Here is a 16,880-nt window from a genome sequence, read left to right on the forward strand (position 1 = left end):
GCATGGACGAGAGCGCACTTCGCAAGCTGCTCGAACAGGTTCGCGATTCCCAACTGTCTCCAGAAGAAGCAATTGCGCGCCTGCGCCATCTTCCTTTCGAGGATCTGGGTTTCGCGAAGATCGACCATCACCGGCCCTTGCGCGTCGGCATGCCGGAGGTGATCTATTCGGCCGGCAAGACTCCCGAGCAGGTCTCTGAGATTTTTGTGCGAATGGCAGCTCGCAGTAACAACGTACTCGCAACTCGGGCGAATCACGAAAAGTTCGAGGCCGTACACGCCCATATTGCCGAAGCCCAATTCCATCCCATTTCGGGTTGCATCGTGCTCCACCGCAATCACGAGAAACGAGGCCGGGGATTGGTCGCGGTTGTCTGCGCCGGAACCAGCGATCTTCCAGTGGCAGAAGAGGCCGCTGTCACCGCGGATCTTATGGGCAATGACGTTGAACAACTCTGTGATGTCGGAGTCGCCGGCCTCCATCGTCTTCTCTCGCAGCACGATCTTCTCTCCAGGGCTCGAATTCTGATCGTCTGCGCCGGCATGGAAGGCGCGCTGCCGAGTGTTGTTGCCGGGCTTGTACCGGCTCCGGTGATCTGCGTTCCCACCAGCGTTGGATACGGCGCCTCCTTCGGAGGACTGGCCGCTCTTCTGGGAATGCTGAACTCGTGCTCGCCAAACACAGCCGTAGTGAACATCGACAACGGATTCGGCGCCGGATATCTGGCTTCAATCATCAACCAGCTATGAATGGGCACACTGCCTCGGATAGTCCAGAAATGCGCGGGTGCTATTTCGCCGTTACTTTCAGATTGGAAAAGGTCTTTCGATGCCCGGGCCCAGCCACAATGCGACTCCAGTTTCGAGCTAATCAGAATCGGAATATAACTCCGGTCGAGAACCTGAAGTTGTTCTGCGAGCCGCCTCCGAACTGCGTTAGCAAGTAGTCTGCTTGAACGAGGCGCCATCGCACTTTATCGGTCAGTTCCGTATCGACCCCGCCTCCGAGGGCCATCGAGAAAGATGAACTTCCGAAACCTCCTGTGCTGTTATGGGCTCCACCGAGCAGTAAGTGACCGAAGGGCGATACGCTGGAAGGTACTGAGATTTGAGGTCCGAACAGAAACGTGTGGGTCGATGTGCCGATCCCTCTGATGGATCCATAGTGCCCGTCAAAATCGGCGACCACGCCCAGCCAATCCTGGTACTTATATTGTTCTGAGGCCTCCCATCCGGCGAGGTTGGCACCGCGGAAGCGCATATAGGAAAAGCCGCCAAATAATTCGGCTTCGTCTTGCGCTTGCGCCACGAGCGAAGCGAGGATGCACACTACAAACACCAGCGAGATTCTCCGAAGCATAGGGATCTTTCCTCCTAAGTTTTAGTCTTCGGCCAGACTCGTTAGTGACGAAGTGTTCTTTTCTAGCGTTCCAAAGTGATACAGAGCCAGATGAGGCACCGGAGTCTCTGGCGAATGTAAACGTCGCAATCCAGCTCCATCATGGCACAAGCTACCTCGACGTAATCTTCAGATTCGAAAAATATCCCTCAGTGCCGGGGCCGACCCAGAGCGCGACACCGCCTGCGCGCGGTTCGAGCTTCATGTCATTGACGATTAAGCAAGGTTGCTCGGCGCCGTTCACGTAGAGCCGTGCCTTGCGGCCTTCTATTTCGATCTTGTACTTGGTCCAGACACCGGGTTCAAGATCAACGTAGGACTCATATTTTCCAGGAGCCTCCTGGCGCGAACGGGCGAAGTCGAAATCGGGACCTGAGCTGTACTGGGTGGAGTGATTTCGCCTGATTTGGTCGTCGGCTCGGCCGTTGGTTGGCCTTAGATAGATGTACTCGTGCTTTCCATCATCCTGTATGCGAAACGCGATGCCGATGAACCCGCGCGCGGCTTCGCCGGCACCGGCGGCTGGTTTGCCCGCCAGGTCTACTTCGATCGTGCCATCTTTAAATGAAGAGCCCTTGATCAGCGCGTAGGAAGTGTCATTGGCAGCCTGTGGAGCGGCCAGCAGCTGAATGGCACTTCGCCCTTTGTAATTCGTCTGTGCGATCGAAACGTTCTTTCCAACAAGCTGATCGACGCTTTGTGCCGCGAGCGGAACGGCAAGGAGCGCCACTAGTAACGCCCGGATCAAGGCGATGGTTCCCAGGAAGACTGTGTTCATATGAGTTGGGCAACGCGGCTGGCTGTGTTTAGCCAACCGGGCCTCCGACATCGCATAGACGGAAATCTGCTTGAATGGTGAGGGTATAAAAAGCCCAGAAGCAAGAAAAAAGTAGGAAGGTTAGGCGCACGCCTTAAAGACTTGAAATGGGCTGAAGGTCCCCCTGGCCATGGTCGTGCCCATGAATCCTGGCGGCGGAGTCGGCGCAGTCGCCTGAACAGTTTTTGCCACGTAGATCTCGGCTATCAACATCGCCGCAGTACACAAAGCAATCCAAGTTATTTTTCCTCGCATAACTAATCTCCTTTGCGCGCCCGGAAGCGTGGAACGCAGATGAACACAATCAGACGTGCCGACGCGCGGATCAAGCCGCAATCTGCAGAACTGCAACCCGTGCTTTTACTTGCAGTGAAATGCTGTGTTTTGCCGTGGCCTTCGGGGTACAATTTCGGGATTCCCGCCGGCTAAATCAGGAGAGCACGATGGCTGAACCATCCTCTGGCACGACGCCATTCGTGAGACCACCCGAAGATCGCCTCGATTCCTGGAAGGAAATCGCGGCCTACCTGAACCGCGACGTGACCACCGTGCAGCGATGGGAGAAGCGGGAGGGGATGCCGGTCCACCGGCACCTGCATAGCAGGGTGGGGTCCGTTTACGCGTCTCGGGCGGAGTTAGAAGCATGGGCCGAAAGTCGGAACATCCTTGCAGCATCAGAAGACGGAAGTAAGGTTGTCTCGCCTGATCCGGCTGCATCGGTCCCGGCCTCGGTAGCGTCGCCCTGGCCTCGCTGGAAATCGGTACTGGCGCTCACAGCGGCCGGAGTTGCCCTAGTTATCGGCGTAGTGCTCTGGCTTCAGCGGAAAGAATACTTCTGGCGGAATCCACTCGCTGACGCACGCTTTCAGACGGTCACTGACTTCTCAGGACTGGAGCAGGCCGCGGCGCTGTCCCGCGACGGCAAGTTTGTGGCGCTTCTCTCGGATCGGGACGGACCGATGGACGTTTGGGTTACTCAGGTTGGTTCCGGACAGCTTCACAACCTGACTCACGGAACTATCGCGGATCTAGTGAATCGTCAGGTTCGCACGCTTGGATTCACCCCGGACGGTGCCTTTGTCACATTTTGGGTCCGTAAGCGAGATGGCTCGAGCGAGAACGACATCAGTATCTGGGCGATACCAACGCTGGGTGGACAGCCAAAGCCGTACCTTGAAGGAGTGGCTGAGTACGACTGGTCGCAGGACGGCTCCCGCCTGACCTACCATACGCCGGCGCCCGGCGACCCAATGTTTGTCTCTGATGGCGGGCTGCGATTGGGTGCTCGGCCCATCTTCACTGCGCCCGCCGGGTTCCACAGCCACTTTCCAGTGTGGGGGGTAGATGGCTCATTTGTGTACTTCGTCCACGGTTCGCTGCCGGACAAACTCGACATCTGGCGAATCCCTGCGTCAGGAGGAACTCCTGAACGGATCACTTCCCATAATGGGCAGGTGAGTCATCCCGTGCTGTTGGATCGGCGGACGTTGGTGTACCTTGCGACCGATCCTGATGGTTCCGGGCCGTGGCTTTACAGCATGGACGTCGAGCGCCGCGTTCCACACCGGCTGACCTTTGGCCCCGATCGATACACTTCTCTGGCAGCAAGCGCAGATGGCCGCCGTCTGGTTGCGACACTCGCAACTCCAAAGAGAGCACTGTGGCGTTTGCGGATTCCTGATTCGTCCGCGCAAGTTTCGTCGGCTGAGCAGATCTCTCTCACGCACAATGCGGTTTTTTTTCCACGATTCGGTCCAGATTATCTTCTTTATGTCTCTGCGACTGGCCCGAGTGAGAGTATCTGGAAGCTTGCCAACGGAAAAAACACCGAGTTGTGGAGTGGCCCGGAAGCGCAAATCCTGACTGCGCCGGCAATCGCCCCTGATGGACGGTCGATTGCATTCTCAGTTCGGCAGCGCGGGAGGACTGTCCTTTATGTAATGCAGTCCGACGGCGCCAACGCACACATTGTGACCGATTCGCTCGAACTGCACGGCGGTCTGGCGTGGTCGCCGGATGGGAAGTCGCTTACCTCGGCCGTCGACGAACAAGGCGTCCCGCGCCTCTATCGCGTGCCGTTGGACGGTCGCTCGCCCATTCCTTTTCTGCGGGAACAATCGGTAGATCCCGCGTGGTCGCCTGACGGCAGCTTCGTTGTTTACTCCGGACCCGACGTTGGCACTACGTTCTTAGTAAAAGCGGCCACAGCTGACGCTGCCGCTCATCCCTTACCACCCCTGACTCTGACTCGGGGAGCTCGACATGTTGTCTTTCTGCGTGGAGGAGGAGCGCTCGTGTTCCTGCGCGGAGAGATGCAGCATAAGAATCTCTGGCTCCTCGACCTGACAACGGGCGCCGAGCGACAGTTGACCAACCTTCCTTCGGACTTCGACATTCGCGACTACGACATCTCCGCGGATGGCCGTGAGGTTGTACTGGAACGCGCGCAAGCACGCTCGGATGTTGTGTTGCTCGATTTGCCTCGCCGATAGTCCGGATACAAACCAGTTCCAATTCGAGAAGCTGGGTCGACGCAGTATGCTCCGTCCTATGGATGATTACCTCGGCCAGAGCAAACTGAACGTTTCCGCTGTTACGAACGCGTAAATGAGACCGTCGAACACATGCTTCAGCGTTACTCCCCACGTCTGTCCTTTCCAGATGGAATCCACAAGTTGGCCATAGCCGTAGGCGAGAAATGCGGTGACGGCGAAGAAGTGGAAGAGTTCGTGATGCTCGACGCCGGGACCGTGAGAGATCGAGGCAAAGCAGCCGACGATCAGGCTGGTGAGGATGCAGAAAGCAAACCATAGGCCCAGGTACTTCCCCATGGCAGGGGGTCCGCTGGGCAAGATCGTTAGCATGCCAACCGGTCCGCGCTTGAACTTCTCAATGGTCTCAGGCGACTTCATCTCCTTCATGCTGCAGTACGGGAAGCGGTAGGCCCGGCCCGCAGTCACGCCTGCGGCGCGCAATGCATCGAGCACTTTGGCTTCATCCGGAAGCTGCCGGCAATCCCCTTTGTGCGAGGGCAAGATCATGTGCAGAATTGCGCTCGCGATAAACACAAGCACGGCCGAGAGCAGAATCGGAAGCCATAACGCCGAGGTGGGAACCATCATTCCTCCTGATGAAGTAGGTTTGTGTCCGAAATGGTTAACCTAGGTTTGTCGCTTGGGTGTAAGCGCGCCAATTGTAATCATCACAATGCTGCAGTCAACACGCTTCTCAACTGTCGACAGATTTGGCTTCGCGGCCTGGATCGGGATGAACCTTGCGAACATTTCTATACAGAAGCACCTGCCCAATTACAAGGATCAGGATTCCACCAGCGAATCCCGTGACGGACAGATTTTGGAGGGAATGGATACGCAGGGCGTCTGTGCTTGAGGCTGTCTCCAGCTTGCCTTTTGCCAGCCCATACAGGTAAGCATGCTGCGTCGAAACGAGGAGTCCCAATGCGATCAGGACGTACGCGGTGAGGTTCATTGCGAAACGTTTCATACTGATTCCCTTTCAGGAAAAATCTGCTGGTTCCCGACCTTCCATTGTTGGAACCGCAAACTAAGCCAATTTAATATCTCCTGATGCGGTCGTCGACTGTAAAGGACTTGAGTTTTTGGAAAAAGCAGCCTGGTCGTGTGCCGGACTCCGTATGGGAACAAACCGAACTGGAAACACTCGTCCTGGCTGAAAACGGGCTGGCGGAGGTGTCCGAACAAATTGGAACCTTAAAGAAACTTCGCATGCTCGACCTTGGGCACAATGTCCTGACGAGCGTGCCTGAGTCGCTTGGCGATCTCGACGCGCTCACAGACTTCCTCTACCTGCATGACAATCGCTTAACGTCATTGCCCGCGTCTCTCGGCCAGCTAACGAAGCTGCGCTATCTCAATATCAGCAGCAACCAGTTCACTGCGTTGCCAGAGGCGGTTACGTCGATGACGAACCTAATCGAGTTGCGTGCGGAAGGCAATCCGATGACTTCACTTCCCGATTCGGTCGGGTGCTTGTCGCGGTTGCGGGAGTTGCACTTGAGAAACAATCAGCTAACGTCACTCCCCAATGCGGTCGGCGCGCTGCGAGAACTCCGGCAAATTGATCTTCGCAGCAATCCGCTCATCTCGTTGCCTGCGAGCATCGCTTTGCTGCCAAAGCTGGAGAAGGTGGACCTGCGCTGGATCGAGACTCTGCCGTTACCAGAATGGATTGAAAGTCTGGAAGAACGCGGTTGCTTAGTTTATTGCTGAATATTGGCTTGGCCCTATGAACCGATTGGTATGGCCAGTTCTTCAGTGGCAAAATGCCAGCCGTCGGCTCGAAGAGCCCGACTCCTGTTACCAACACCACCTAACCCGGGGTTTCACCGCCGGGCTATTCTCATTCGTGCCCCGCCACGGCGGGCGGCACTCCGCAGTCGCTCGAGGAGGGCTATGAAACAATCTGTTTCTGGTGCCTTGGTTCTCTGCATCCTTGTTCTTGGCGCCTGCGTCCTCGGCCAACAAATGACCTCGTCTCCGACGAAACCAAAGCGCATCGTGATCGCCGCGAGCACGCTCCTTGACGGCAAAGGACACATCCTCCACGACACTCGCATCGTCGTCGAGGGCGGGAAGATCGTTGCGCTCGATCCCAAGGCCGCGCCGGTGGACTACGATCTTCGCGGGTTGACCGTCTTGCCTGGATGGATTGACGCGCATGTGCACATGAGCTGGAGCTTTGGTCCGGACGGCAAAAACGCAAATGGCGGAGGTACGACGCAGGAGGCAGCTTATCAGACGGCTTCGAATGCTTGGGCCACGTTGATGGCCGGGTTCACCACGGTGCAAAGCGTCGGGTCGGCGGTGGATGCTCCCTTGCGCGACGCCATCGCGAGAGGTCTGCTTCCCGGCCCGCGCATCATCACGTCGCTCGAGCCGCTCATGGGCCAGGGCGAGAAAACCGGAGCACCAGATGAAATCCGCTCCTGGGTGCGCAAGCAGAAGGAAGCAGGCGCGGACTTGATCAAGATCTTCGCCTCGGGCGGCATGCGCCAGGGCGGTATGACGCTTTCGCAGGATCAACTGAATGCCGCATGCGACGAAGCGAAAAAACAGAGCCTGCGCGTGCTCGTGCACGCTTACCGTGACGCTGTCCGCGCCGCAGCGCTTGCCGGATGCACTCAGGTCGAACATGGCCTCGGCGCTACGGACGATGATCTGGAGCTCATGGCCCAAAAAGGAACCTACTTCGATCCGCAGGCAGGCCTGCTGCTGAAGAATTACCTCGAGAACAAGGAAAAGTTCGTCGGCACACCGTACTTCCCTACTACGCTCGAAGGCTTCGCACCGATGGAGCAGATCATCCCAATGAACCACGATGTGATGCGGCGTGCAGCCAAGATTCCCGGATTGATAATTGTCTTCGGCACCGACGCAGTAGCCGGCATGCACGGGCGCAATGCTGAGGAGTTCGTCGAACGAGTCCGCGAGTGTGGAGCGGATCCAATGGCGGCCATGGTCTCCGCTAACTCAGTGAGTGCAGAAGCGCTGGGAATGTCCAACCAGATTGGCACGATCGCCCCGGGCCTGCAGGCAGACATCATCGCTCTCGAAGGCGATCCGCTGAAGTACATCACGGCTGTGCGGCGGGTTGTGTTTGTGATGAAGGGCGGGGTGGTTTACAAGAACGCAGCACCCACTCACTAAAGAGGTGTTTTCGTTGCTGTGCTTACGTCTTACATGTAAGATTTACATATGGCTGGCTACGGTACTACGAAGCTCTCCTCAAAAGGGCAAGTCGTTATCCCCGAGGAAGTCCGATCGAATCTTGGTCTGAAAGAGGGAGACCAGTTCCTCGTCATCGGTGAAGGTGACGCGGTGATTCTAAAAGCAATCACTCCCCCCAGACTCGAACAGTTTGAGGGACTACTTGCTCAAGCCCGCGCAGAAGCCCGAAAAGTGAGGATCAAGAAATCCGATCTGAAGGCGGCCCTCTTAAAGGTCAGGCGCCGCGCGAGGTGAAACTCAAAGCAGTCCTCGACACGAACGTTCTCATTTCTGGGGTCTTCTGGAAGGGGCCACCGTTCGAGATTCTGGGAGCCTGACAGCACGGACAGTTCTCGCTGGTCATCTCCGCTGCAATCCTCGAGGAGTACCGGAGAGTTCTTCACGAGATGACCAGGACTCGACGGTCAACTGTAATCGACCCAATTCTGGAACTCATTGAATTCCACTCACAGATCGTTGCATCTACGCGCTTCGAGGCGCCAGTGTGCGATGATCCCGACGATGACAAGTTCCTGGAGGCGGCGAGCGCCGCCACGGCCGGTTACGTGATTACCGGCGACAGGGCCCTGCTTCGCATTAAGAAGTATGGGAGAGTTGAGATTATCGGACCGACTCAGTTTCTTAGGATTCTGGCTCGCTGAAAGTCAAGTTCCGATCCGACACAACCTGACCTTCAACTGATGAGGTTGGCATGACTCTAACCATGACTTCCACGTTATTAGCCGCGAGCATCGTGTGCTCCATGGCGTTTAGTGCTCAGGCGCAGACTAGAGCCGAGGCGCAGTTGCCATCGGTCTTGCCGCCGCCGGAGCTGGCTCGCGTGCTGACTGACTACGAGGCGGCTTGGCAGGCGCCTGATCCGAAGAAGCTGGCGATGCTCTTTGCCGAGGATGGATTCGTGCTCTCGATCGGGCATCCGCCGGTCCGTGGACGTGCTGCCATCGAGCGGCAGTATGCCAAGGCCGGCGGTCCGCTTTCTCTGCGGGCTCTGGCGTATGCGACTGAGGGCTCGATTGGTTACATTATCGGCGGCTTCACGCGGCACAAAGGCGATCCCGATACGGGAAAGTTTACGTTGACGCTTCGCAAGGGCGCCGACAGCAGATGGCTCATCATGTCTGATATGGACAATGGGAACAGCCGACCTTGACGTGGACTCCGCGACAGCGATTTACCCTATGAAAGACATGCGAACTCGCCAGTGGGTCGGCCGGGTTCCTCTGCTCGTTGCTGCATGTGGCACGATAGCGCTCAGAAATCTGATGCCTGCGTGGGCGTTCATGTGGAGCTTGGCCTCCGCCATCTACACTGGCCTCAAGTGGCTGAGCTGGTGGAGAGTACAAGGGCGAATTCGCCATTCAAACTGGCGTTCTGCCGCGTATCTTCTCGGCTGGCCTGGAATGGACGCGGAATCATTTCTGAAATCAGGCTGTCCTGTCTCGAAACCAGCCGTACGGCAGTGGGTCGCAGGGCTCATCACGGCGATGATGGGTATCACGCTGCTTTGGGTCCTGGCACGAAGGATTCCCGAGGAGCACCCACTCATGCGTGGATGGGTGGGAATGCTTGGCCTAATCCTCTTACTCCACTTTGGTACCTTCAAGATTATTGCGCTGATATGGAGGTCCATGGGAGTTGACGCGGTGCCCATCATGGACGCACCTCTGCGTTCCGCTTCTCTAAGCGAGTTTTGGGGCAAACGATGGAACTTAGGATTCCGCCAGCTTGCCTATGATTTTTTGATCTTCTCCCCATTACACAAAGTGCTCGGCGGCCCGGCGACGGGCTTTCTCGTATTTGTAGTTTCTGGGCTGCTGCATGATTTAGTGATTTCATTTCCTGCTCGTGCAGGCTACGGACTTCCCACCACGTACTTCGTCATTCAAGGACTCGGAGTTGCTGTTGAACGTTCCCAGTTCGGTAAACGACTTGGACTGGGAAGGCACGCATTAGGCTGGTTGTTTATGGCAACGGTAACTGCGGCCCCTGCGTACTGGCTCTTCCACCCTCAGTTTGTTACGCGTGTAATACTCCCATTTATGCGAGCGATAAGGGCGATATGACGAGCCCACTCTGGGAACGGCTGTTCGACTGGGATCTTTGGCTGGCTGGATTCGGACACTTCGTGATTCTGATCGCCAGTTTTCAAGTGCCTTTTCGCCTCGAATGGAAAGTAGACCTGCAGCAACTGAAGCCATTCAACCGTAAGCTGCTGTGGGTCCAGGGCGCGTTCACTGTCCTGACCATCCTCGCCTTCGGAATCCTGACGCTCTCCCTACACGTGGAACTACTTCGGGGCGATCGTGCTGCGCTGGCTCTTGCTTTATTTATCGGCATCTATTGGACCTCTCGCATTCTCGTCGACGCGTTTTACTTTTCCCACAACGACTGGCCGCACGGAACAAAATTTGTAGTGGGGCACATTCTATTGACATCGCTCTTTGCTGCCCTTGCGATAAGCTATCTTGGATTGTGCGGGTGGCATTTTTTGCGGCATAACTAGACAGCCCTCGGGCATCCTCTTGTGGTGCTCGAGGACAAGAATCCCGCCCTTTGGGCTCACACCGTTTCTCATCTCACCCATGGCTCACGCCCATGGGCTACAAGAATGGCGTGCCTTCGGCGCTCTAGGTACCCAGACACTCACCCAGCGGCTGCCGCCGCCGGTACTAATTTCCCGAGCCTTGGGCATTCCTTGCGTGAGCGCGGTGTGGAAGTTCTTGCTCCAACTTATCGAGCCATGCGAGTTCCGTTTTGAATTGCTCGAGGGTTAGCTTCAGCATCCAGACGGCTTCGTGATAGGGATGTCCTACTTCCTGGAGGACGGAATTCAGCACTTCTTTTTCTCGGGCTAGCTCCGATTCGAGAACCTTTTTTCTGCGCTGAATCTGCGTTTTAAAGACTCCTGGCCTGGCGAGCCAGGAGAGAGCGATCCAGGTGAGGAAAGGAGGGCGTTCGCGTTGGGTGGTCCAATCTTCACGCTCAAGGGCGTCGGCTAGAGCCGCACGCCCGTCGGCGGTCGCAGTCAGGACGTTTCGCTCTGGACCGGCAGCGGGTTCTTTGCTTGCCTTGGCGCGCAAAAACCCGAGGCGCTGCAGCTTGTCGAGGCTGTAGTACACCTGCGGCCGGGAGATTCCGGCCCAGTCCCGAATCTCACGGCGTTCCAATTCGAGATTGGCTTCGTAGCCATGCATCGGGCGTTCCGACAACAGGCTTAGCACTACGAGGTCTGCAGTGGTGAGATCGAGCTTGCGCTTACGCCTGGGCACGCCTTGCCTTCCGCTTGCGGCTCCAGTACCACCATACACATCTCTCTGCCGGCAATCGCGGATTGCGCGCCTGCGCCACCGCCGCCTGGAAGACGTCGAGGCAGCAGATGTCCTGCCTCTCTCCAGTGATTTCGCACAAGCGTCTATACATCTGGCGAGGATTGGACTTGGCGAGTTGAGCAACGCTGCTGATGCCCAGTAGCTCGAAATCGCGCAGCATGGCGGGGCCGACGGAGATCAAGCTCTGCAACTTCTGCTTCTCGTTTCGGGATGAAATTCTAGTTGACGTCGGCATAGGTGCTCCTGTAACGTCTCTTGTTGCAGTAGTCTAATTGAGACTAGTTACTAAAGGCAAGTAGATTTTGGCGCGGCAAGTTGTGGGTGCCGAAACTTTCTATCGACACTGTCATCCCTCGCGCTCTTTTTGCGCGGGGGATCTGCTTTTCCTACGCCGCGAGAACAGCAGATCCCCCGCTCCGCGGTGAAAGCAGTGGGCAACGCAGACACCTTCGCTGCGGAGCGAGGGATGACAGTGCCAAGTGAGGGGTCTGAGGGTAAATTCTGAGGGTAAATAAGGAGACTAGCTATGAACATCAAGAAAATTACGCCGGTTCTGTACGCAGATGAGCTTGAATCGTGCGTAAAGTTCTGGACCGAGCGGTTTGGATTTCAGAAGACAGTGGAAGTGCCGGATGGGAGCCGCCTGGGATTCGTGATCCTGCAGAATGGCAATTTGGAACTCATGTATCAGAGCTTTGCCAGCGCCAGGAAGGATGCTCCTATCGTTTCAAAGGAGATCGAAGGAGAGCGCACGTTTCTGTATGTCGAAGTTGAGAAGCTAGAACCTTTCATTCAAGCGACGAAGGATGCGAATGTCGTGCTGCCCGTACGGACAACTTTCTACGGAGCTACGGAGATCGGCGTCAAAGATCCTGCCGGACACGTAGTTGTGTTCGCCGAGATGGGCGCGCAGCAGGAGCAGTAAGCACGTAGATGTCGCTGGGGCCACTCACCCATGCGCTACTGCGCACGGTTCTGCTGTTTGCCCGCTAGTACGGTGTTGCCACTTCCCTTTCGTAATCCCTCTATGAGCGGTTTGCGTTTATTGGTGCCGCATTCCCCGCACATAATGCCGTGAGCACCATCTCCCCCAGCACGATCCCAATTAAGGACTCCTTAAACTTATGTTGAAGCGGAATTTTGTTTTCGCACTCGTGTTGCTGATGCTTGGGGCTTTGGCCTGCATGGGTCAAGCGACTCCGTCGTCCCCGATACTGCGGTTTCCTGATAGAGGCTTCAGCTCTTACACGACCCTGTCGCAGAGCTATGACTCTTCGGCCAACTGGACGAGCATTGTGGATTCCACCGTCAGCTACAACTTCAACAGAGTCTTCGCCGTCTCCGTAGGAGCCCCCTTCTACCTTGCGTACAACCAGCCGCTCTTCACTTCGACTACAACGCCGACTGGCGGGACGAGTACGCAGTTCACGCCGATCTCTGGGTTTAAAGCAATGGGCGATACGCGTATTGGGTTGAGGTTCGCGACGCCGACTCCGATCATCAAGTACGTTGTCACCGTGACCGGTACGGCCCCGACGGGCGATACGTCGATCGGCCTAAGCACCGGCCGGGTGACTGCAGACTTCAACAATCATGTGGAGTTCGATCTTGGTCACTTCTCTCCGCTTCTCGATTTGGGAATTGCCAACACCAGCGCACTCATCAATGCGGTGAAGCGTCCATACACCACTCTGGGTATGCTGTCGCACTATAAGGCGGGACTCGGACTTCCGCTCGGCAAGCGGCTAAGTCTTGAATTTGCCGGCTACGAGAACTTGCCGCTCGGATTGCAAAAACTCTATAGCCAGGAGTTCAATCGCGGACCGGGCTCCGTTTCCTCGAGTGGTAAGGGCAAGTCGGCGCCGATCTATGAGCAAGTTGCTGCTGCCTTTGGAAAGGGCTTCACCGAAGACAACGGATTCACGACGGGACTGAACGCCGAGATGGGCCGCTACATGGATATGGGCTTCACCTACGATCGCAGTGCGCGCCAGCAGTTGGATAGCTTCTCCTTCAGCATCGGCATTCGCATTGGGCACGCGCCGGCACACTGAAGATGCTAGCCTCTTAACCTCTGGGCTGTTAGCTATTAGCCTTCGACCAGGGTGGAACGACACCCGTCATGCGCGCGTATGCAATGAGCTGGCCCATGTGCTCGTTGGCATGAACGATGATGCGAAGGTACATGCCATCGACCGTGGCGTCTCGATCAGCTACGTGGACTTTACGTGCCAGGTCCTTGGGCGTTTCAGCCAGATGTGCCTCTTTCACCGCGTCCAGCGATCGCTTCAGCCAACTGATTACTTCCGCCTTTGACGTGACAGTTGTCTCCGCGTCCCGCTTCAGGTCTGTGGGCATCTTCGGACCGGTAACGCTCAGTAGATAAAAGTTCGCCAGAACGATGTGCATGTAGACTTCGCTTGTGGAGCGCACTCCGGCCGCGGGTCGCCAGGTGAATTTGTCTGCAGGAGTGGCCTCGGCCAGATCAATGAGCTGTCGCGAAACATGCTTCCACTCTCCGTCGTACCCCTGCCAGATCCCCTCAGGCGCTTGAGCCACTAAGACATTGGGAACAATCAACAAGAGGCATACTAAGAACATTTTGATCAGAGACGGTTTCACCGAAGCTCCTTTCCTGCGGTTTCCTGAAGCCGTGTTGCATCCGTCGCATTTTATCGGAAGAGACGAACAGTCCCGTTCAGGCCGCTCTGATGCTATGTTCCGAGGGAATTTTTCAGAATCCAAGGTCCATCGGACTTCGGTCAGGTTGGCCTCGCTTGGGCTGCTAACTCGTTGAAGAATTGGGTGCGCACGAAAGGATTAAAGCTATGCTCCGCAAACGTTGCAGCCAGATACGAGGCATTGGTTAGCTTTCGTAATGTTGATGTGAGTCCTCCCCAATGAAATGCTTGCCGCATGCACAATCCCGCCAACCAAGATCGCGATTCGGTCCGCGCTCCGCGCGTTAATGTCCCAAACAAGGAACAAGCGGTAGTTGCGCTCGGAACGCAGCGAATCCTCGGTGTCCTGTGCAAACTATCGGTCACCGGCGGCTCTTTACGTTTGTCGAAGCCAATGTCGAAAGGAACCGTTGCCGACCTCACAATACGGGCAACATCAGGACCAATTACTAGCGCCATCGAATTCCTCGGACCAGCACATCGAGGTGCACTTCCCCCGCAAGCATTCCGTTTCATTCACATGGGCCCGGCAGAGAGCAGGCGCCTGGAAAATGCACTCGAGGAGATCCGAAAACAGGGATTTGGCGAAAAACAGGATTGGCGATTTCATCCGCTTACCAGAGGCGCTCTTCGTACTGTTAAATCCATCACCCGGAAGCGGTCCTGAGAAGAGCAAAGCGGTTTTTACGCCTCATGCGCTCATCGAATTGATGAATACGCTGACCTGACGACGAGTCCCACTTTGGGATGAACTCCGGGGTTACGGAACCCGCCCCAGAACATTTTTACAAACCCGTAATACACGGTGTATCGTTGCGTGCGCCATTTCAATCCCTTAGCTATGGTGATGCACATGACGATCCGCCGGTTGACTGTTCTTGCCGTTCTTGCAATTCCAACGCTAACCCACAGCACACCGTCAGCCCCGATGATGCAGGCGGCTGCGCCTGCCGTCGAAGCGAGATCGGCGCCACAGCAGTTGGCGGCTGACACACAGCGCGTCACCGCCGCGGGGGCGAGTTTCATGGTGCCCGCCGGCTGGTCGATCGTCACGGGCAAGAACGTGGTCATCCTTCAGCCTCCAGAGCCCGACACGCATATAGCGATTGTCGATACTCAAGCCACCGATGCTGCAGGTGCGGTCGCGGCGGGTTGGGCGGCATACAAGCCTGAGCACAAGTGGCCGGTTAAAGTTGTCACCTCACGCCCACCGCGCGAAGGCTGGGAAGATCGCCATGTCTTTGACTACGAAACTTCTCCCAACGAACGCGCTGTCGTACAGGCGATTGCGCTGCGTGCTGGCAGCACCTGGACTGCGGTCATCCTAGACGGAAAGGAACCGACATTTGAGAAGCGCAACGCGCCGATTGGATTGATCATTCAGAGTCTGCGTCCCAAGGGCTATCAGCGTGAGTCATTCGCCGGACGGAAAGCACATCCGCTGGATGCGGCCCGAATCGCTGAGATCAAGGCCTTCGTGGAAGACTCGATGCAAAAGCTTGGCGTCCCGGGAGCTTCGCTTGCGCTGGTTGACGACGGCAAGATCGTGTACGCAGGCGGATTGGGAAAACGCGAGCTCGGTAAACCCGACCCTGTGGACGAAAACACGCTCTTCATGGCGGCGTCGAATACGAAGGGAATGACGACGCTGCTGCTTTCAGAACTGGTGGACGAGAAGAAGTTGAGGTGGGATGAGCCTGTCGTTGACGCCTATCCCAGCTTCAAACTTGGTGATCCGGAAACAACTAAGAAGGTGCTCGTCAAAAACCTGATCTGCGCGTGCACCGGACTACCTCGGCAGGATCTGGAATGGATCTTCCAGTTTAAGCAGGCCACTCCGGAATCTTCACTCGCTCTGCTTGGCACCATGCAGCCCACCAGCAAGTATGGCGAGGTCTTTCAGTACAGCAATCTCATGGCGTCTGCGGCGGGATACATCGGCGCACATATTGTGTATCCCAACATGGAACTCGGGGCCGCCTATGACGCTGCCATGCAAAAGAGAATTTTTGATCCCCTCGGAATGAAATCCACAACCTTCGATATGGCGCGAGCCTTAAGAGCCAACCATGCCAGCCCTCACGGCGATGATGTGGATGGCAAGCCTAGTGTGGCCGACATCGCGTTTGACTACTCGGTCGGACCCCACCGTCCGGCGGGAGGCGTTTGGACCTCCTCCGACGATCTGATTCGTTACGTACAGCTTGAGCTTGCTCGGGGAAAGCTACCCAATGGCAAACAGTTGGTATCGACGGAGAATTTACTGGCTCGACGCGCCCGGCAGATCGACGTCGGAGAGAATCATTATTACGGCATGGGCCTGATGGTCGATAGCAGATACGGCGTCCCGGTGGTTCATCACGGAGGGAGCATGGCAGGTTACAAGAGCGACATCGATTTTCTGCCTGACTCCGGCGTGGGCGCAGTGCTGCTCACGAATTCCGACAACGGTGGAATGCTGCTGGGACCCTTCAGGCGGCGATTGCTGGAGGTATTGTTCGACGGCAAACCTGAAGCGGCTGACGACGTTACCGCTCAGGCCAAGCGGCATAAGGCCGTTCTCGAGAAAGAGCGGCTACGACTCGTTGTTCCGGCAGATGCATCACTCGTGTCACAACTGGCGTCCAAGTATTCCAGCAAGGACCTTGGCGAACTCACGGTAACAAATAAGGATGGCGCAACGACGTTCGACTTCGGCGAGTGGAAGAGCACCGTCGCCTCACGAAAGAATGACGATGGCACAATTTCGTTCATCACCATCGATCCCACAAATGATGGCTTCGAATTCGTGAAGGCCGAACGGAATGGCCGGCGCGCGTTAATTATCCGTGACGGCCAGCACGAATACACGTTCACGGAGGCCGCACTGACCGCTTCTTCACATTGA

19 protein-coding genes and 1 pseudogene are annotated in these 16,880 nt (G+C 56.5%); 12 read left to right on the forward strand and 8 right to left on the reverse strand.

Annotated elements, in window-relative coordinates:
• Window positions 1–2 precede the first annotated feature (2 nt).
• Complete coding sequence (gene larB, locus VNX88_03420; protein HWY67686.1) at window positions 3–749, forward strand: nickel pincer cofactor biosynthesis protein LarB; 747 nt, start codon at window positions 3–5, stop codon at window positions 747–749.
• Between the two features lie 121 nt (window positions 750–870).
• On the opposite strand, the gene VNX88_03425 is transcribed toward larB, so the two are convergent.
• The 3 genes from VNX88_03425 to VNX88_03435 form a co-directional block, all read right to left on the reverse strand.
• The gene (locus tag VNX88_03425) at window positions 871–1,359 is read right to left on the reverse strand and encodes a hypothetical protein (protein ID HWY67687.1); all 489 of its coding nucleotides are present in this window, start codon (window positions 1,357–1,359) and stop codon (window positions 871–873) included.
• 151 nt (window positions 1,360–1,510) lie between these two features.
• On the reverse strand, window positions 1,511–2,176 hold the full coding sequence (locus VNX88_03430) for a hypothetical protein (GenBank protein ID HWY67688.1): 666 nt from the start codon (window positions 2,174–2,176) through the stop codon (window positions 1,511–1,513).
• Window positions 2,177–2,296: 120 nt separating this feature from the next.
• Window positions 2,297–2,470: a hypothetical protein gene (locus VNX88_03435; GenBank protein HWY67689.1), complete on the reverse strand. Its 174-nt coding sequence runs from the start codon at window positions 2,468–2,470 to the stop codon at window positions 2,297–2,299.
• 188 nt (window positions 2,471–2,658) lie between these two features.
• Here VNX88_03435 and VNX88_03440 point away from each other — a divergent pair, with 188 nt between their 5' ends.
• Window positions 2,659–4,707, forward strand: coding sequence for a hypothetical protein (locus tag VNX88_03440; protein ID HWY67690.1), 2,049 nt, complete (start codon window positions 2,659–2,661; stop codon window positions 4,705–4,707).
• 66 nt (window positions 4,708–4,773) lie between these two features.
• Here VNX88_03440 and VNX88_03445 read toward each other — a convergent pair whose 3' ends face one another.
• Together VNX88_03445 and VNX88_03450 are read right to left on the reverse strand one after the other, a co-directional pair.
• Entirely contained in the window at window positions 4,774–5,337 is a 564-nt protein-coding gene (locus VNX88_03445) for a hypothetical protein (protein HWY67691.1), read from the reverse strand.
• A gap of 106 nt (window positions 5,338–5,443) precedes the next feature.
• A complete protein-coding gene (locus tag VNX88_03450) occupies window positions 5,444–5,719 on the reverse strand; it encodes a hypothetical protein (GenBank protein HWY67692.1) in 276 nt (91 codons plus the stop codon).
• Window positions 5,720–5,802: 83 nt separating this feature from the next.
• Here VNX88_03450 and VNX88_03455 point away from each other — a divergent pair, with 83 nt between their 5' ends.
• The 7 genes and pseudogenes from VNX88_03455 (at window position 5,803) to VNX88_03485 (ending at window position 10,486) form a co-directional block, all read left to right on the forward strand.
• Window positions 5,803–6,465 carry a leucine-rich repeat domain-containing protein gene (locus VNX88_03455; protein ID HWY67693.1) on the forward strand — a complete coding sequence of 221 codons (663 nt, stop codon included), beginning with the start codon at window positions 5,803–5,805 and terminating at the stop codon, window positions 6,463–6,465.
• Window positions 6,466–6,648: 183 nt separating this feature from the next.
• Window positions 6,649–7,902, forward strand: a complete 1,254-nt coding sequence (locus VNX88_03460) for an amidohydrolase family protein (protein HWY67694.1) — start codon at window positions 6,649–6,651, stop codon at window positions 7,900–7,902.
• A 48-nt stretch (window positions 7,903–7,950) separates the two neighbouring features.
• Window positions 7,951–8,217 carry an AbrB/MazE/SpoVT family DNA-binding domain-containing protein gene (locus VNX88_03465; GenBank protein ID HWY67695.1) on the forward strand — a complete coding sequence of 89 codons (267 nt, stop codon included), beginning with the start codon at window positions 7,951–7,953 and terminating at the stop codon, window positions 8,215–8,217.
• 98 nt (window positions 8,218–8,315) lie between these two features.
• A pseudogene (locus tag VNX88_03470) lies at window positions 8,316–8,624 on the forward strand (putative toxin-antitoxin system toxin component, PIN family).
• A 50-nt stretch (window positions 8,625–8,674) separates the two neighbouring features.
• On the forward strand, window positions 8,675–9,133 hold the full coding sequence (locus VNX88_03475; protein ID HWY67696.1) for a DUF4440 domain-containing protein: 459 nt from the start codon (window positions 8,675–8,677) through the stop codon (window positions 9,131–9,133).
• A complete protein-coding gene (locus VNX88_03480) occupies window positions 9,114–10,046 on the forward strand; it encodes an MBOAT family protein (GenBank protein HWY67697.1) in 933 nt (310 codons plus the stop codon). The genes VNX88_03475 and VNX88_03480 overlap by 20 nt, the downstream gene beginning before the upstream one ends.
• Complete coding sequence (locus VNX88_03485; GenBank protein ID HWY67698.1) at window positions 10,043–10,486, forward strand: hypothetical protein; 444 nt, start codon at window positions 10,043–10,045, stop codon at window positions 10,484–10,486. Before VNX88_03480 ends, VNX88_03485 begins: the two co-directional genes overlap by 4 nt.
• A 166-nt stretch (window positions 10,487–10,652) precedes the next feature.
• On the opposite strand, the gene VNX88_03490 is transcribed toward VNX88_03485, so the two are convergent.
• Both VNX88_03490 and VNX88_03495 read right to left on the reverse strand, forming a co-directional pair.
• Window positions 10,653–11,252 carry a PadR family transcriptional regulator gene (locus VNX88_03490; GenBank protein ID HWY67699.1) on the reverse strand — a complete coding sequence of 200 codons (600 nt, stop codon included), beginning with the start codon at window positions 11,250–11,252 and terminating at the stop codon, window positions 10,653–10,655.
• Window positions 11,239–11,547, reverse strand: coding sequence for a helix-hairpin-helix domain-containing protein (locus VNX88_03495; GenBank protein ID HWY67700.1), 309 nt, complete (start codon window positions 11,545–11,547; stop codon window positions 11,239–11,241). The genes VNX88_03490 and VNX88_03495 overlap by 14 nt, the downstream gene beginning before the upstream one ends.
• 291 nt (window positions 11,548–11,838) lie before the next feature.
• Here VNX88_03495 and VNX88_03500 point away from each other — a divergent pair, with 291 nt between their 5' ends.
• Window positions 11,839–12,237, forward strand: coding sequence for a VOC family protein (locus tag VNX88_03500; GenBank protein ID HWY67701.1), 399 nt, complete (start codon window positions 11,839–11,841; stop codon window positions 12,235–12,237).
• A gap of 199 nt (window positions 12,238–12,436) precedes the next feature.
• Entirely contained in the window at window positions 12,437–13,366 is a 930-nt protein-coding gene (locus VNX88_03505) for a hypothetical protein (GenBank protein ID HWY67702.1), read from the forward strand.
• A 28-nt stretch (window positions 13,367–13,394) separates the two neighbouring features.
• Here VNX88_03505 and VNX88_03510 read toward each other — a convergent pair whose 3' ends face one another.
• The gene (locus VNX88_03510; GenBank protein ID HWY67703.1) at window positions 13,395–13,934 is read right to left on the reverse strand and encodes a DinB family protein; all 540 of its coding nucleotides are present in this window, start codon (window positions 13,932–13,934) and stop codon (window positions 13,395–13,397) included.
• 912 nt (window positions 13,935–14,846) lie between these two features.
• Between VNX88_03510 and VNX88_03515 the strand changes: the two genes are divergently transcribed.
• A complete protein-coding gene (locus VNX88_03515; GenBank protein ID HWY67704.1) occupies window positions 14,847–16,880 on the forward strand; it encodes a serine hydrolase domain-containing protein in 2,034 nt (677 codons plus the stop codon).

This window comes from Terriglobales bacterium (genome assembly GCA_035567895.1).
Lineage (GTDB): Bacteria > Acidobacteriota > Terriglobia > Terriglobales > Acidobacteriaceae > Gp1-AA112.

Bases quoted from the DNA above. Each gene is read 5' to 3' on its own strand.
- VNX88_03465 (HWY67695.1), top strand. From the start codon at position 7,951: ATGGCTGGCTACGGTACTACGAAGCTCTCCTCAAAAGGGCAAGTCGTT.
- VNX88_03450 (HWY67692.1), bottom strand. From the start codon at position 5,719: ATGAAACGTTTCGCAATGAACCTCACCGCGTACGTCCTGATCGCATTG.
- VNX88_03445 (HWY67691.1), bottom strand. From the start codon at position 5,337: ATGATGGTTCCCACCTCGGCGTTATGGCTTCCGATTCTGCTCTCGGCC.
- VNX88_03515 (HWY67704.1), top strand. From the start codon at position 14,847: ATGACGATCCGCCGGTTGACTGTTCTTGCCGTTCTTGCAATTCCAACG.
- larB (HWY67686.1), top strand. From the start codon at position 3: ATGGACGAGAGCGCACTTCGCAAGCTGCTCGAACAGGTTCGCGATTCC.
- VNX88_03455 (HWY67693.1), top strand. From the start codon at position 5,803: ATGCGGTCGTCGACTGTAAAGGACTTGAGTTTTTGGAAAAAGCAGCCT.
- VNX88_03425 (HWY67687.1), bottom strand. From the start codon at position 1,359: ATGCTTCGGAGAATCTCGCTGGTGTTTGTAGTGTGCATCCTCGCTTCG.
- VNX88_03475 (HWY67696.1), top strand. From the start codon at position 8,675: ATGACTCTAACCATGACTTCCACGTTATTAGCCGCGAGCATCGTGTGC.
- VNX88_03480 (HWY67697.1), top strand. From the start codon at position 9,114: ATGGGAACAGCCGACCTTGACGTGGACTCCGCGACAGCGATTTACCCT.
- VNX88_03440 (HWY67690.1), top strand. From the start codon at position 2,659: ATGGCTGAACCATCCTCTGGCACGACGCCATTCGTGAGACCACCCGAA.
- VNX88_03505 (HWY67702.1), top strand. From the start codon at position 12,437: ATGTTGAAGCGGAATTTTGTTTTCGCACTCGTGTTGCTGATGCTTGGG.
- VNX88_03500 (HWY67701.1), top strand. From the start codon at position 11,839: ATGAACATCAAGAAAATTACGCCGGTTCTGTACGCAGATGAGCTTGAA.
- VNX88_03460 (HWY67694.1), top strand. From the start codon at position 6,649: ATGAAACAATCTGTTTCTGGTGCCTTGGTTCTCTGCATCCTTGTTCTT.
- VNX88_03495 (HWY67700.1), bottom strand. From the start codon at position 11,547: ATGCCGACGTCAACTAGAATTTCATCCCGAAACGAGAAGCAGAAGTTG.
- VNX88_03430 (HWY67688.1), bottom strand. From the start codon at position 2,176: ATGAACACAGTCTTCCTGGGAACCATCGCCTTGATCCGGGCGTTACTA.
- VNX88_03485 (HWY67698.1), top strand. From the start codon at position 10,043: ATGACGAGCCCACTCTGGGAACGGCTGTTCGACTGGGATCTTTGGCTG.
- VNX88_03435 (HWY67689.1), bottom strand. From the start codon at position 2,470: ATGCGAGGAAAAATAACTTGGATTGCTTTGTGTACTGCGGCGATGTTG.